General features: G+C 70.1%; 9 protein-coding genes and 1 pseudogene. 2 read left to right on the top strand and 8 right to left on the bottom strand.

All coding sequences use genetic code 11. The features are described from left to right. Positions 1-40 precede the first annotated feature (40 nt). Positions 41-1,930, top strand: a complete 1,890-nt coding sequence (locus tag H4W31_RS36375) for an adenylyl cyclase (protein WP_192770741.1) — start codon at positions 41-43, stop codon at positions 1,928-1,930. A 189-nt stretch (positions 1,931-2,119) separates the two neighbouring features. Here the strand turns inward: H4W31_RS36375 and H4W31_RS36380 are convergent, their stop codons facing one another. From H4W31_RS36380 to H4W31_RS36410, 8 genes and pseudogenes are all read right to left on the bottom strand, one after another. Further along, a complete protein-coding gene (locus H4W31_RS36380; protein ID WP_192770742.1) occupies positions 2,120-3,523 on the bottom strand; it encodes an MFS transporter in 1,404 nt (467 codons plus the stop codon). Positions 3,524-3,626: 103 nt separating this feature from the next. Next, complete coding sequence (locus tag H4W31_RS36385; protein ID WP_192770743.1) at positions 3,627-6,068, bottom strand: hypothetical protein; 2,442 nt, start codon at positions 6,066-6,068, stop codon at positions 3,627-3,629. 266 nt (positions 6,069-6,334) lie between these two features. Then, complete coding sequence (locus H4W31_RS36390; RefSeq protein WP_192770744.1) at positions 6,335-10,891, bottom strand: glycoside hydrolase family 2 TIM barrel-domain containing protein; 4,557 nt, start codon at positions 10,889-10,891, stop codon at positions 6,335-6,337. A gap of 121 nt (positions 10,892-11,012) precedes the next feature. Further along, positions 11,013-11,888 carry an endonuclease/exonuclease/phosphatase family protein gene (locus H4W31_RS36395; RefSeq protein WP_318783619.1) on the bottom strand — a complete coding sequence of 292 codons (876 nt, stop codon included), beginning with the start codon at positions 11,886-11,888 and terminating at the stop codon, positions 11,013-11,015. Positions 11,889-11,992: 104 nt separating this feature from the next. After that, positions 11,993-12,804: pseudogene (locus H4W31_RS36400) on the bottom strand (SAM-dependent methyltransferase). 56 nt (positions 12,805-12,860) lie between these two features. Next, positions 12,861-12,986 (bottom strand): hypothetical protein, encoded by a 126-nt coding sequence (locus H4W31_RS44040; protein WP_264084111.1) that lies wholly within the window; start codon positions 12,984-12,986, stop codon positions 12,861-12,863. Further along, positions 12,983-13,321: a DUF952 domain-containing protein gene (locus H4W31_RS36405; protein ID WP_192770745.1), complete on the bottom strand. Its 339-nt coding sequence runs from the start codon at positions 13,319-13,321 to the stop codon at positions 12,983-12,985. The genes H4W31_RS44040 and H4W31_RS36405 overlap by 4 nt, the downstream gene beginning before the upstream one ends. After that, positions 13,318-14,187 (bottom strand): N-formylglutamate amidohydrolase, encoded by an 870-nt coding sequence (locus tag H4W31_RS36410; protein ID WP_318783620.1) that lies wholly within the window; start codon positions 14,185-14,187, stop codon positions 13,318-13,320. The genes H4W31_RS36405 and H4W31_RS36410 overlap by 4 nt, the downstream gene beginning before the upstream one ends. Positions 14,188-14,287: 100 nt before the next feature. Here H4W31_RS36410 and H4W31_RS36415 point away from each other — a divergent pair, with 100 nt between their 5' ends. Further along, positions 14,288-16,180, top strand: coding sequence for a CocE/NonD family hydrolase (locus H4W31_RS36415; RefSeq protein ID WP_225945871.1), 1,893 nt, complete (start codon positions 14,288-14,290; stop codon positions 16,178-16,180). Positions 16,181-16,190 lie beyond the last annotated feature (10 nt).

The raw sequence follows: 16,190 nt of genomic DNA on the forward strand, positions 1-16,190 counted from the left end.
CGTCCGGAGCATGTTCCGGCCAGCGGAGAGGACGGACCGTATGACGACCCACTCCCCTGGCCTACGGCGGCACCCCGTTCGCCGAGGACTCGGCCGGGCGCTCGCGCTCGGTCTCGTGCTGACGACCGCCGCCACCGCGACGGGCACGCCCGTCGTCGCGAGTCCGCCCCGGCACGGTACGCCGGACCTCGGACGCAACGTCACGATCTTCGACCCGAGCATGCCGGTCGGCGAGATCCAGGCGACGCTCGACGCGACCCACGCCAGGCAGGTCGGCAACGAGATGGGCACCGACCGGTACGCCTACCTGTTCAAGCCGGGCACCTACGGCACCGCCGAGCAGCCGCTACAGATCAAGGTCGGCTACTACACCGAGATCTCCGGTCTGGGCGCTTCCCCCACCGACGTCGTGATCAACGGCAAGGTCGAGGCCTACAACCGCTGCCTCGAAGGCGGCGGCACGAGCAACTGCCTCGCACTGGTCAACTTCTGGCGTACCCTCTCCAACCTGTCGATCAACATCAACGCGGCGGGCCAGGACAGTTGCCGGGCGTCGGCGAACTTCTGGGCCGTCTCCCAGGCGGTGTCGTTGCGTCGCCTCGACATCAGCGGCGGCGGACTGTCCCTGATGGACTACTGCACCGCCGGCCCCCAGTACGCCAGCGGAGGATTCATCGCCGATTCGCGGCTGCCCGCCACCACCAACGGCTCGCAGCAGCAGTGGCTGACCCGGAACAGCGAGGTCGAGAGCTGGTCCAACGCGGTGTGGAACCAGGTCTTCACCGGCGTGGTCGGCGCTCCGGACGACGCCGGCTTCCCCGACCCGCCGTACACCACGCTCGACACCACGCCGCTGAGCCGGGAGAAGCCGTACCTGTTCCTCGACGGGCAGGGCAGGTACAACGTCCGGGTACCCGCCGTACAGCGAGGGAGCCGGGGCATCTCCTGGGGCGAGGGCATGACACCGGGCCGGACCATCCCGATCCGGGACTTCTTCGTCGCGAAGCCGTCCGATCCGGTGCACGTCATCAACGGCCAGCTCGCCCGCGGCAAGCACCTGCTGCTCACCCCCGGCGTCTACGACATCGCCCGCAGCATCGAGATCAGGCGCGCCAACACGGTGGTCCTCGGTATCGGGCACGCCACCCTCACCGCGGTGAACGGGTCCATCCCGCTCGACGTCGCCGGCGTCCCCGGTGTCGTGGTGGCCGGCGTGACGATCGACGCCGGTCTCAGGGAGTCGCCGGTGCTGCTCCGGGTGGGCAGCCGGCACGGCCGGAACGTCGGCACTCCGGCCAACCCGACGACGTTGTCCGACGTCTACTTCCGGGTCGGTGGCCCGCACATCGGCAGGACCAACATCGCGCTCGAGGTCAACAGCGACCACGTCCTCGTCGACCACACCTGGGTCTGGCGCGGCGACCACGGGGTCGAGGGCTTCACCAACGGCGTCAACGGCGACACCGATCGCTGGAACACCAACACCGGCCGGTACGGCGCCGTCATCAACGGCGACCACGTGACGGCGACCGGCCTGTTCGTCGAGCACTTCCAGCGGTACAACACGGTCTGGAACGGTGAGCACGGCACGACGATCCTGTACCAGAACGAGCTGCCGTACGACCCGCCGACCCAGGCGGACTGGATGAACGGCGACGTCGAGGGCTGGGCCGGCTACAAGGTCGGCGAGCGGGTGAAGCACCACACGCTGTACGGCGGTGGCGTCTACGTCTTCAACCAGAACAACCCGTCGATCCACACCGAGAACGGCTTCGAGGTGCCGGTGACCCCGGGCGTCCGACTGCACCACATCATGACCGTGAACCTCAGCGCGGGCACCATCGACCACGTGGTCAACGGCCTCGGTGAACCGGCGGACATGACCCGGGTCGGTGCGCCGGTCTACGTCGTACAGTATCCGGCCCCGTAATCGGCGGGCCCACACCATCGTGCCGGGCCGGAGCTTCGCGCAAGCTCCGGCCCGGCGCGGTCGTTCCCGGCCGGCGGCGGCGACGCTGCGCCTGTCGACCGGGCTCAGCCGTCGACCGGACTCAGCCGTCGACCGGACTCAGCCGTCGACCGGACTCAGCTGTCGACCGGACTCAGCCGTCGACCGGACTCAGCCGTCGACTGGACTCAGTTCCGGCTGGCTCGGCTCGGGCGGGGCGGTGGCGGGGCCGGCCGTGTACCGGTGACTCAACCGCCGGTACGGCCGGCTGCGCAGCGCCAGGATCGTGGCGATCAGGCCGAGGATGCCGGTCAGCACGAACACGAGCGCGAGGCCACGGTCGGGGCCGGTGCCGAACCAGCCGCCGATCGTCCGGGCGCCCGCACCGTCGGTCATGAACGGGATGAACACGAACTGGGCGATCGGCGAGATCAGGAACGCGGTCAGCGGTGAGGCGGCCTGCTCGACGCTCTGCGCGAAGCCGAAGACCCGGCCCTGCCGCTCGTACGGCACGACCTTCTGCAGGATCGTCTGCTCGGCCGCCTCCGCGTACGGCACGAGCAGCATGTACGCGTACATGCCCACGGCGAGCAGGATGATCGAGGCTCGCAGCGGGAACAGCATGGTGACCGTCCACAGCACGACGTTGATCAGCAACAGCAGCCGGACCGGGTTCCTGCTCAGGCCGGTCCGGGCGATAAGCAGTCCACCGACGATGAAGCCGGTGCTCAGCAGCCCCCAGAGCAGTCCCCACGTCTGGACCGACACCAGCGACAGCCCGTACGCGTCCATCAGGGCCATGAACGCGCCGCCCAGGAAGTTGTTGAACGCGGAGAAGAGGATCAGTGCGCTCAGCCCCGGCACCTCGCCGATAACCCGGAGGGTGCCGCGCAGGTCCACCCGGCGCTTCGAGTCCACCGCCGTCGTGCCGTCCTGCGGGTCCAGCACTCCGTCCGCCGGAGCCGCCGCGCGGTGCGGCACCGGGACGACCGCCAGGTGCAGCACGGCGGCGACGAGTACCACCAGCGCCAGGACCAGCACCCAGAACATGCCGTCGATCGCCACGAGCACGCCGCTGATCACCGACGTCACCAGGAACGACACGCCCGACGTGGTGCCGACCAGCCCGTTGGCCCGGTCCCTGGTCTCCTCCGCGATCAGCGCGGTCACCAGCGTGGGCAGTGCGATGGTCCGGACGTTGCCCGCGATGACGCCGAACATCAGCAGCACGATGAGCGTCCAGAGTGTGCCGCTCGTCGGATCGGTGAACGAACCCGCCGGGGCGGCCTGGTAGACGACGAAGGCCACGGCGTACAGCGCGAACGACGTCGCCGCCGACACCTGCATGACCGTCTTTTTCGGATAGTGGTCGACCAGACTGCCGAACCAGATGCCGGTCAGCGCCGTCATCACCAGGAAGATCCCGGCGACGACACCGGTGGCGAAGACCGAACGGGTCTCGACGTACACGTAGAAGGTGATCGCGAACCAGACGGTGTAGTTGATGACCGACACCAGCAGGGTGTTGACCAACAGTTGGTAGAAAGTTTTTCGATCTCCCTGGATGACGGCCATGGAGCAGAGAGTAGAACCTCAGGCACGGTTGACGTCCAGACGGGTACGGCCGGAAGGTGCGTGCCGCCGCGTCGCTGCGACACGCACCGGACCGCCGCAGCGGTCAGGAGTCCCAGTTGACGAGGAAGGTGTACTCGCGCCAGCCGGACAGGGTGCCGTCGGCACTCCGACTCCGGATCTTCAGGGTGTGGTATCCGGACTGGGTCGGGGTGTAGCGCAACGAGAGCGTTCCGTCGGCCCCGGCCGCGACCGTCGTCTCGGGCGTCTCGTCGAACGACACCCGAAACTGGTACACGTACTCGGTGACGTTCGGCATCTCCGGCTCCACTCCGAAGGTGCCCTCGACACCGACTCCGCCGCCGTACGTCCACGGGGGGTAGACCGCCGAGTACACCTGCGGCGCGCTGGAAACCTGGAAACTGAGCCCCGACCCGCCGGACAGCGCACCGGTGGCGTTGCGGGCCTGCACGCCGAGGTAGTGGTAACCGTCCTCGGTCGGGGTCCAGGTGAGCCGACCGACCCCGTCCGGTCCGGCCGGCAGGACGTGCTCCTCCTCACCCGGGGAGAGTGACCAGACGTACTCGGTCACCCCCGGCATCCGGGAGGTGAAGGTGAAGGTCATCGGCTGTCCGGGCTTGCCGAGCTCGGGCCCGGTGATCTCCGGACTCACCGCGTCGACCGAGATGTACGGATCCGCGACCGCCGATACCGCGCCGCCGGTGGTACGACTACGGATCTTGAGATCCAGCGGCCACTTCGCCATCGACGGCACCCAGGTGAAGCTCGCCGTGCCGTCGGTGGCCGCCGGCACCGTCGTCTTCTCCGACTCGTCGTCGTTCAGCCAGTACTCGTACTCGGCTACCTCCGGCATGCCCGGGCTCAGGAGGACGGTGCTGACCTTGCCCATCACCAGATCCCCGTCGAACTCCACCTTCGGCGCGGTGTCGACGACGAAGGTGTAGACCCGCCAGGCGCCGAGCGCACCGCTCGAGTCACGGGTGCGTACCCGCAGGGTGTTGAGGCCACCCACGGTCGGTGTGATGGTCACCGTGGTCGGACCCTCCGGGGCGACCCGGGCGGTCTGGTTCGACCCCTCGTTGACCTGGTAGACGAACGTGGTTGCCCCCTCCTGGCTGCTGGTGAAGCGGAACTCCCCCGGTACCCCGATGCCGCCACCCGGGCCCCACGGGGTGTAGAGCGAGGACTCGACCGTGGGCCGGCTCTCCCGTACCCAGTAGTTGTGGTACTTGACCTCGGAGGTGTTGCCCGCCCGGTCGACGCCCTGCACCGTCAGGTACTGCTGGCCGGCTTCCTCCGGCCTGATGGTGATCGTCGCCGTTCCACCCGGCTGGTCGGCCTTGACGTCGGTGCCCGGCCAGCGCGGACCCCAGCGGAAGGCCACCACGTCGGCGTCGCCGTCGGCGGAGAAGGTGAACTTCCCGGGGGTGCCGACGTCGCCGGTCGGCTGGTCGGCGTTCGGGTATTCCGGCGAGGTCACCGTGGGCATGCCCGGCGGCGCGGTGTCGACGGTGAAGTAACACGTCCTCGACCATGGGGACCGGGCATCGCCGTCGTCGGCCTGGAGTTGCCAGGCGTACGTCCGACCGTGCTCGAAGTGCAGGTCGAGGTAGTAGGTGGAGAAGCTGACGTTGGACCAGTGCGAGTACGTCCGGTTGACCCGCTCCTGGCGCTGGCTCTCGTCGTCGACCGGCCAGACCGCCAGCCGTCCGAGCTTGTCCTCCTGCGGGCCGTCGGCGTCCTCCGGCAGGGTGGCGTAGATGTCGGTGCTGGTCGTCGGCATCCAGGTACCGGGCGCCGATGTCGCGCAGGGGCGGCCGTAGAGGAACATGTCGGTCGGTCGGGGCGGCGGAGTGTTGTAGTGGACGGTCAGAGTGGGGGCGCTGGCGTACCGCCGACCGTACCGCTCGTCGGTCTCCTTGTTCCCGGCCACCCGTAGGGCCAGGGTGAGGGTCTCCTGGTCGTTGTTCGCCGCCCAGGTGAGCGCCCGCGCGACGTCGAACCGGGCGTCGGTCACCGCGCAACCCGACTCGGGTACGCCGGCGGCGGCCACCCGGAACTTCTGGGCGGGTTGGTAGTCCCAGCGCGAGCCCTCGGTGTAGCGATCGGTGACCCACACCTCGACCGCGCGGTGCGCGCAGTCGTTCGCCTGCGTCTCCACGGCGGCGAGCGCGGCGCTGACGATCTTCTTGCCGTGCACTGCGGCGACGTCGAAGGTGAAGTAGGCGCGGGTCACGTGCTTCCCGGCGGGATCGACGCTCGTGCCGACCGGAAGGTCACCGGACGGATTCGCGTACGCCTCGTCCGGGGTGGCCCGGTCGACGTAGCCCCGCAACTGCGCTTCGAGAATGGCCGTGGGCTGATAGGTGTTCTCCTCGGCCGCCCAGGCCGGCTGGGCCGGAAGCAGCAGCCCTGCGGCAAGGCTGCCGGCGACCGCGACGCTGAGCGTGGCCCGCCAGGCCCGGATGGCATTCCGGCTCCCCGTGACCGGTGTGTCGTACCACCGGCGCCGGTGATGCTGAGTCAAGGTGTCCTCCTCTTCGGTGTCACCCCGCGCGGGGCGGCTGTCAGATCATCGCCAGGGTTGGATGTGCACACCTCGCATTAAAGCGAGTGGAGGGAGCACTCCGATCGGGCGCAATCAGCACAATGGACACGATGGACGGCACGACAAAGGGCTGAAGGGACGGGCTGAACAAGCCGCCTGGGCAGTGGAGGGTGCCCGATCGACGCCGGAGTAAGGGACAGGCTGGGCTCAGGGACAGGCGCCGGCGTCAGGGACGGGCGCCGGGGTCAGGGGCAGGTCAGCCGGGCGCCGGCCCAGTCGCCGTGGTCGGCGCCGTTGCCGTTGCCGGCGTCGGTGATCCGCAGCTCCAACCGCTGGCCGCCGGTGACGTCGGCGGAGATCCGCTCGGGGCCGGCGGCGCCGGTCAGCACGCCGCTCGCACCGCGCCGCTCGCCGTCGACCCAGACCTCGAAGCCGACCGAACCGCTCGCACCCGTCTCGTCGTCAACGCCGACATCGGCCCGGAACGAGGTGCACCGACCGGCCAGGTCGACCACGATCCGCGACGCGGCGTGCGCGCCGATCCCCTTGTCGTACGTCGTGCCGCCGATGCTGAGCCGCCGCCCGTCCCCGGCCGCCTGCTCGCCGTTGCTGAGATCCCGTTCGACCGGCCCCCAGCCGTTCTCGGCGACGAGGAACGGCAGGTCGCTCACCCAGCGGTCGGCCGGGGGCAGCGGGGCCCGTACCGTCGTGGTCGCCTCGACGGTCGTCGGGAACCCGTTGCCCACCGCGCTCACCGTCGCGGTCAGGTCGTAGCCGCCGTAGTCCGTCCCCGGCGGCGCGGTGACGGTGAAGACCGCCTCCTCGGGGGCGCCGAACCGCACCGTGTCCAGTGCGGCCGTGGCCGGGGTGACCGTCCAGCCCTCCGGCGCGGCCAGCCCGGCGACGGCGTTCCGGAGCCCGTCGGCACAGCGGGACGTCACCGTGACCGTGACGGGCTGCGGTTCGCCGGGGCGGATCTCCGCGCCGGTGGTGACCGCGACGTCCGCCGGGCAGGGCGCCGGCGCGCGGGAGTCGGGCACCCCACCGGCCCGGATCTCCCGCCCGGTCAGCGGCCGCAGGGTCAGGGTGTACTCGTGCGAACGGTTCGCCGGCACCCGGTACTCGTCCAGCACGGAGTTGGGCGTCTCGCCCATTCCGGTCTCGCCGGCCGCCGCGTGCAGGGTGACCCAGCCCCGGTTGCGGACCAGCGGTAGCTGGAAGTCGTACTCGGCGCGGGCCAGTTCGTCGTACGGGGTGACGCTGACGTCGAGGTCGGCGTTGGTGGAACTGCCGACCAGCAGGCCCTGCCGGCCGTCGCTCAGAGTCGCCCACCGGGTGCTGGTGTGGTTCCCGTACGCCTGCGGACGCGAGTAACGCACGTACTCCTCGTCGACGCTGCTCCGCCACACGTCGGTGAACGCGCCACTGTTCCGGTCGTTGTACGTCTCGTGCGGCCCCCGGCCGTACCAGGCGAACCGTCGCATCTCCTCGGGCACCTTGACCTGCACGCCCACCCGGGGCAGGTACGGCAGTTGGCTGACGCCGGAGCCGCGCGGGGTGACCCGGTGGTCCAGGGTGATGGTGCCGCCCCCGTCGACCCGGTAGCGCATGGTCTGGTCGATCTCGAAGGACGCCGAGCCCCGGGCGACGCTGCGTACCTCGACGACCGCCGAATTCTGCTCCACACTGGACGACACGCCCGTCACCTCGGTACGCAGCCGGTCCAGGCCCAGGGCGTGCCAGATCTCCCGGTCGGCGGTACCCCAGCCGTAGGTCTCGTTGCTGGTCGGCGGACGGTAGACGTCGAGTTCGGGACCGGTGCGCAGCAGTTCCCGACCGCTGGCGGACATCGAGCGGAGCGTGCCGGTGGTGGTGTCGAACCGGTACCGCCAGCCGGGGCCGGAGACCACGATGGCCTCGCCGTCGCGGGTCAGCGCGGGAGCGGTGCCGCCCGGGACCGCCGGCAGCACGCCGGGCACCACCCGACCTCCGGCGGCGAACTCGTCCCAGCCGTACCGGGAGCCGTCGGCGCCCACCGCCTCCAGCCGGAGCCGGCGCTGCCGGTCCTGCGGGTTCGCCGGCCCGGCCCCGAGGTCGACGTCGACGGTCTGCCCCGGACCGAGTCGCAGCGGACGGGTACCGGACCGGAGCGTGCGGTCCAGTTCGAGCAGCGACCAGCGCAACCGGACGTCGAGGGCACCGGCCGGCTGCTCGTTCCGGATCCGGACCCGGCCGGTCGCCGCGTCGTCGGTGCTGAACCGGACCGGTGCGTGCGCCCAGGCCACCTCCGTGGTCTCCGGTTGGAGGTACCGGTCGGTGCCGACCAGACCGTCGGTGCCGGAGAGACTGATGCCGAGGCTGTCGAACTCGCCGCGCCGCTGGGTACGGTCGAAGTCCAGGGCCAGCGCGGCCCGTTGGACCGGGTCGGCGGCCAACTCCTCGCCGGACAGGGCCGCGCCGTAGACCCGGACGTCGTCGACCAGGCCCCGGGCCAACCGGGTACGCAGGTCGTCCTGCTGGGTGGCGGCGTTGCGGCCGACGTTCACCTCGTACAGGCCCGGGTCGAGGGCGCCGGAGCGGGCGGCGGTGGCAACCTCGACGCCGTCGATCTGGAGCCGGAGCGCGGTGCCGTCGTAGATCCCGGTGACCCGGTGCCAGGCGTCGTACCAGTCGGCCGGTACGGCGGCGGCCACGGCGGCCCAGCCGGAACCGGTGGTGACGCCGAACTCCAGCGTCGTACGGTCCCGCATCTGGAGCGCGTACGCCCGGCCCTTGGTGACCACCGGGAAGCTGCCGGCCCACTCGCCGGGGCGTACCCAGGCGTCCAGGGTCACCGCCGCACCGGTGAAGTCGAGTCGGGGATCGCGGAACACGTCGACGAAGTCGTCCAGGCTGGACAGGGCGACCGCCTGGCCTCGACGGCCGGCGACCAGGCTCGGCTTGCCGACGAAGAAGGCCTGGATCCGGTGCGGCGACGAGTCCGGCGTCAACACCAGCGGCTGGCGCAGGTTCGCCTCGGCCCAGTCCCAGATGAAGCCGCCCTGCAACGACGGGTACCGGCGGACGAGGTCCCAGAACCGGTCGAAGTTGCCGACGCTGTTGCCCATGGCGTGGGCGTACTCGCCGAAGACCACCGGCCGGGTGGTGGTGCGGGCGATGGACTCGACGTAGCCGGGCGTCGGATAACGCGGCCCCCACACGTCGGCGTACGGCGCGTCGCCGTTCGGGCTGTTCGACTGGTGGTACAGCAGCCGGGTGGGTTCGTTCGCGTCCGCCCACTCCGCCATCGCGTAGTGCGCCGTGCCCAGCCCGGCCTCGTTGCCGGTGTCCCAGATGATCACGCTGGGATGGTTCTTGTCGCGGTGCACCATCGCCTGGAACCGGTCCGCGAACGCCGCCTGCCACTCCGGCCGGGAGGCGAGGCAGTTGGTGGGACAGTTCTCGTGGGAGTGCGTCTCGATGTCCACCTCGTCGGCGATCCAGAGGCCGTGCCGGTTCGCCAGGTCGTAGAGGTACGGATCCGAGGGGTAGTGCGAGGTGCGGACCGCGTTGATGTGCAGGCTCTTCATCAGCTCGACGTCTCGGCGCTGCGCCGTCCGGCTGACGTGCCGGCCGGTCTCCGGGTCGGTCTCCGCGCGGTTCGTGCCCTTGATCAGTATCCGCTCGCCGTTGACCAGCAGTTGCGCGTTCCGCACCTCGACCTCGCGGAAGCCGACCGCCTGCGCGCTGGTGTGCACGACCCGCCCGTCCGGATCGAGCAGTTCCAGCACCAGCGCGTAGAGCCGGGGCGCGTCCGCGCTCCACTTGGCCGGGTTCCGCACCGTGGCGGTGAGCGTGCTCTGGCCGGTCGGCGTGCTCTGGCCGGTCATCGTGGCGACCCGCCGGCCGTCGGCGCCCAGCAGGGTGCCCCGGACGGTGTGCCCGTCGGCCGCGCCGCCCAGCCCGATCCGGGCGGTGAGGGTGGCGTCGGTGTACCGGTCGTCCAGGTCGGTCGTGATGTACGCGTCGCGCAGGTAGGTTCGCGGTGTCGCGTACAGCCAGACGTCGCGGAAGATTCCGCTGTAGCGCCACTGGTCGACGTCCTCCAGGTACGCCCCCGAACCCCACCGGTGCACCTGCACCGCGACCCGGTTGGTCCCCGGGCGCAGTGAATCGGTGACGTCGAACTCGGCCGGCGTGTACCCACCCTGGTCGTAGCCGACGTAGCGGCCGTTGACCCAGACGAAGTAGCCGCTGGTGACGCCCTCGAAGCGGAGCACCGTACGCCGGTCGGACCAGGCCGTCGAGACCTCGAACGAGCGCACGTACGCCCCGGTGGGGTTGACGTCCCGGGGCACCCGGGGCGGGTCGTCGGGCCAGATCTCCTCGGGGATGTTCCGGAACATCGGGTGGTCGACGAAGTCGGACTGCCAGGTGTGCGGCACGGTGGCGGTCGGCCAGCCCGAGACATCGAAGTCCTCGGCGTGGAAGCCGGCCGGCACCAGGTCGGGCCGGGCGGCGATGGCCAGTCGCCAGCCGCCGTTGAGTGAGGCGGTCCACGGCGAACGGGCACTGTGCTCGGTGATGTCGGCCGCGGCGGTACGGGCGTCCGGGTACGGGCGGAGCAGCGCGTGCGGCGGCTCCTGCCCCTCGCCGGTCATCCCTGGATCCTCGAGGTAGCGGTGCACGTCGTCGGCGGTGACCGGACCACCGCCCGGCGACGCGCCGCCCCCTTCCCGTCCGGGTGCCGCCGTAGCGGGCACGCCACCGGGCGCCAGCAGCACGGCGATGGTGAACGCAGCGAGGAGTCCACGTCCCGGCATCGACACCCTCCCATCGGATCTCAACAGATCCGCACAGGGAACGATATGTATGAACTCTTCCTAACATCCAGAGCTGCCGATATTCAAGGGATCAACGGAAGCGGGTTCCGGATGTTCGTCGTCAGGCGACGCTGACGCTCTCGACCAGGACGTGGTGGTCCGAGTATGCGGAGTTCCCCAGCGCACACCAGCGCCGAGGTTCACTGCTGAAGACGTAGTCGATCTTCCAGCCACCGTCGTGGGTCGGGCGGCCCGTTCGGGTCGCGCCCTCCTGGTCGCACTCCTGGTAGCCGGCGGTTCCCGCACCGGTGGAGTACAGGCCGGCCGGCCAGAGCCAGGCCCTGGCGTTGCCGGGCGAGTCCGGCGGCGTGACGTTGAAGTCGCCGCCGAAGACGACCCGGGGAAAGGCCGAGGTGATGCTCCTGATCTCGGCGAGCTGGTCGTCCCCGTACTCCCAGTCGGGGTGGTCCGGGTTGCTGGCCTGCGTCGACAGGTGCACGTTGCAGAGCCTGACGTTCCAGTACGTCGCCGTCGCGCACTGGAAGGGGCGGTTCTGTCCCGTCCATGGCTGGGTCGTCGGATAGAGCTGGGCGGAGGACATCCCCGCCTTGATCACGATCGCGGTGCCGATCCGGTCGCTGCGGCCATTGTCGTTGCCGCACCGGCTGTTCGACCGCACCCCGTCCTGCGACCACTGGTACGGAAAGAAGCTCCTGCTCCAGCCCACGCCGAGTTGGCCCATCAGCAGGGTGAGATCGTTCTCGCAGACCTCCTGCAGCAGCGCGGCATGCACGAAGTTGTGCTGAACGTGGTACATGACCACGTCGATCTTCTGCTGCGGAGTTCCGGTGCCGGCGCACCCCCATGTCGACCGCTGCGAGCCGCACATGTTCCACGACATGACCTGGAGGTTCTTCGGCTCGGCCGCCACGGCTGCCATCGCGGGCGTGGCGACCACCAGCAGCAGGGCGCCGAGCAGTCGGGTCAGAGTCTTCACAATGCTTCCCCCCAGGGGGCGGGCGGACCCGCGCCAAGCGCTGATCTTGATCCGGAAGTATAGACGATCGCCTGTTCGTCGCCGGGTGTTTCCCGGCCGCTGTACTACGGCTTGCGGGCGACGCCACATCGCACCGGCAGCTCGGCCGGCACCCCGGACTCGGGCCGCCACCTCGGGGTGGAGACCAGGCCGGGTTCCACCAGCTCGAGGCCGTCGAAGAAGCGGGCGATCTGGTCGGGGCTGCGCAGGTGGTACGGATGCCCGGCCTCGTTCGCCGCCCGCTGGGCCTCGACGTGTTCCGCGCTGGTGTTGGCGCCGTCGTTGAGCACGAGATAGCTGCCGGGGGAAACCGCGGCCAGCAGCCGGGAGGAGATCGACCGGGCCTCGTCGTGGTCCGCGACGTTGCCGAGGATGCCGAGCATGATCAGTGCGACCGGTTGACCGAGATCCAGGGTCCGCGCCGCGGCCCGGACGATCGTGTTCGGGTCCCGCACATCCGCCTCGACGTAGTCGGTGGCCCCCTCCGGGTGCTGGTGAGCAGTGCCCGCGCGTGTACCAGCACCAGCGGATCGTTGTCGACGTAGACGATCCGGGACTGCGGCGCGATCCGCTGGGCGACCTCGTGGGTGTTGTCGGCGGTGGGCAGGCCGGTGCCGACGTCGAGGAACTGCCGGATCCCCGCCTCGCCGGCCAGGTACCGCACCGCCCGGCCGAGAAACGCCCGGGACGCCCGCGCGACCTCGACGATGTTCGGGAACACCGCGCGGACCTGGTCACCGAGTACGCGGTCGGCGGCGAAGTTGTCCGTGCCGCCCAGCCAGTAGTTCCACACCCGGGCCGAATGCGGCACCGTGCCGTCGACCTGCTTCCCGAGCATCTGCGGTCGCAGGCCTGACGAGGACGAACTGTCCGTCATGGGGGGACCTTCCGGTGGCGTTGGTACACGGCATCCGACGCCATCAATCTAATGCCCTACCCGCCGGCACCATCCCGCACGCACTCGATGACGACACAGAGTGGCTGGTCGAGGAACTCCTGCCAGTGCCGGCGATCGGGCCCCCGAGCGGCCTGCGGCGACAGCTCCGGCATGATCGTCACGAGGGCAGGATGAACCTGCCGTCGGCTTCCCGCCGCAGTGGGGCCGCCGCCACCACCGCGTCGAGGTTGATCGGGCCGTAGATGTGCGGAAAGACGATTCCGGGGGCCACCTCGTCGTCCCGTACCGGCGAGGAGAGCCGGTCCGGGTCGATGCTGAGCAGCAGCAGCGGACCGGCGTCGGCGTAGAAGGCCTGGGCGACCCCGAGGACCTGGCCGCGTCGCGCCGCGTGGATGAACCCCTCGTCGGCCAGGGACCGGCCCCGGGTCGACACCCGGTAGTCCCCGGACACCTGTGCGGCCTGCCAGTCGGACACCTCGGCGATGTGGAAGATCACTCTCGGACGATACCGGATCCGGTGGGGCCCGGCCCCGCGTCGACCGATCCGCCCGGTCCGGCGTCCGTCGCGTCGACCAGCGTCGCCATGGCGCCACCCAGGGCGGCGAGCCCCCCGGTGGGTGGCCCGTCGGGTTCCACCAGGTAACGGTCCCGACGGATCTCCACCATCAGGGCGTGTACCCGACGGTCCCGCCGGTAGTGTCGCAGCGGCACGTAGCAGCCCGCGAACGGCGTGTCGACGTCGATGTCACCGTGGCCGGCGAAGGCTCCCCGCGCGGCGGACAGCAGCCAGCCGGGTGTGTGGTCCGGGTCGGTTCCCAGGCAGATCGCCGGGCGTACGGCGCCACCGGTCTCGTACGGCAACCGCACGCTCGGGTACGAGTGGACGTCGACGACGGTCACCCGCCCCGCCGCTGCCAACCGGGCGTCCACGAGGTCCGTCATCGCCCTGCCGTACGGCCGGTACCAGCGGTCCAGCAGTTCCTCCTCGGCGACCGGATCGTCCTCGCGGAGCCGGCGCCCGTCACTGGTCCGGGTGTACACCGCGCCCATCCCCACCGCCCGCATCGACTCCCTGTCGTCGGGGAAGCGCTCGGGGTCGACGACCAACCGGGACAGCAGGTTCACGAACGTCCACGGCGTACGCCCGGCGGTCGTCGCCGCGCGGGCCGCGACGAGGTCGGTGTGCGCGTCGGTCATCCGGGCCAGTTCGGCCGCCAGTTCCGGGTCGTCGAGCAGCAGCCGTCGCCGTACGGTCGGTGGGATCAGCCGCCCGGCGTGCGGGACATGCAGGATGACGCCGCTGTCGGCGGCACCCGGCAGGATCCGGAAGCCCGCGTGCATCATCGCCTCCCGGCTGCGCACGGCGTCGAATCGGAGCGGGCCGGCTTCCGACAGGTGCACATTGTCCGATCGCGGCGCTCTGCGTAGCCTACCCAGACCCCTGGCCTAACAAGGAGGGTAAATGGGTGGGTTCAGCAGGATGTGGCGGGTCGGAATAGCGGTACTCCCGGTGGTGGCGGTGGCCGTCCTGGGCGTTACGCCACCGGCGAGCGCCGAGCAGGCACCGGAGATCGTGGTCTCCGACGGCGTGACGCAGCCGGTGTTCGGCTACGCCGACGCCATCCGGGAACGGCTGTTCATCGACTCGACGTTCGACAGCGATCTCGACGGGCTGCGCGACATCATCGCGTTCGACCTGATGCGGCCGAAGGCGACCGCCGACGGGCTCAAGGTGCCGGTCGTCATGGACGCCAGTCCGTACTACTCGACCGTCTGTCGGGGCAACGAGTCCGAGTGCAAGGCCGACCTCGACGGTGACGGCCTGCTCGACCGCTGGCCGCTGTTCTACGACAACTACTTCGTACCACGCGGCTACGCGGTCATCCTGCTGGACATGGTCGGCACCAACAACTCCACCGGCTGCCCGACCACCAACGCCAACCAGGACAACCTGAGCGCCAAGCAGGCGATCAACTGGCTGAACGGTCGGGCCACCGCCCGGAACGCCGCCGGACAGATCGTCGAGGCGGACTGGCACAACGGCCGGACCGGCATGATCGGCAAGTCGTACGACGGATCACTGGCCATAGCGACGGCGGTGACCGGCGTCAAGGGCCTGACCACGGTGGTGCCGATCAGCGGCCCGACCGAGTACTACGACTACGTACGCAGCAACGGGGTGGTCACCCGGGGCAACAGTTACGTGGCGTCGCTGGCGAACACGGTGACCAATCCGGAACGCCGGGACTACTGCAAACCGGTCCGGGACGCGATGGCGGCCGCCGACGGTGACGAGACCGGCGACTACTCGCCGTTCTGGGGTGAGCGCAGCTACGTCAAGCGGGCCGACCGGGTCAAGGCCAGCGTGCTGCTCTACCACGGGCTCAACGACGACAACGTCCGGCCGGACCACTTCAGCAAGTTCTGGTACGAGCTGGCCGCGAACGACGTGCCGCGCAAGCTGTGGCTCTCCCAGGAGGGCCACGTCGACCCGTTCGACTCGCGTCGGGCGGTCTGGGTGAACACCCTGCACCGCTGGTTCGACTTCTGGCTGCACCAGGTGCCGAACGGGATCATGGACGAGCCCCGGGTCGACCTGGAGCGCTCGGCCGACGTCTGGGAGACGCACGCCGACTGGCCGATCCCGGGGATGACCGAGACCGAGATCTTCCTCCAACCGGGCACCGGCGGTGCGGGCGGCCTGAAGCTGGTGCCGTGGCAGAAGGCGGCCACCCAGACCTTCGCGGACGATCCGGCGCAGAGTCAGAACACCATGATTCTCAACCCGGACGCGGTCCAGCCGAGCCGGCTGGCGTTCCTGTCGGCGCCGCTACGCGCGCCGCTGCACGTCTCCGGTACGCCGGTGGTGAAGTTGCGGGCCAGCGCGGACAAGACCGACACGAACTTCGGGGCGATCCTGGTCGACTACGGCACCGCCGAGCGGGTGGCGCACCGGATGTCCGGCGAGGGCATCATCACGCTGGAGAGCCAGGACTGTTGGGGGCAGACCAGCCCGACCGACGACGGCTGCTACAAGCAGACCCAGAAGCGGGTGGCCACCGCCGACCTCGAACTGGTCACCAAGGGCATCCTGGACGCCCAGAACCGCAAGTCGATCCGTACGGCCGAACCGCTGGTTCCGGGTCAGCTGTACAACTTCGACTTCCCGCTGCTGCCCGAGGACTACGTCTTCCAGCCCGGTCACCGGATCGGCGTGATCATCGTCGGCAGCTACCCGCAGTACTCCAGCCAGACCGACCCGAACCGGGCCACCATCGATGTGGCGCTGAAGACCAGCCACATCGTGTTGCCGATCGTCGGCGGCACCCCCGCGGCGCACGCCGCCGGGCTCTGAGCCCAGCCGT

The sequence above is a fragment of the Plantactinospora soyae genome, assembly GCF_014874095.1.
GTDB classification, from domain to species: Bacteria; Actinomycetota; Actinomycetes; order Mycobacteriales; family Micromonosporaceae; genus Plantactinospora; species Plantactinospora soyae.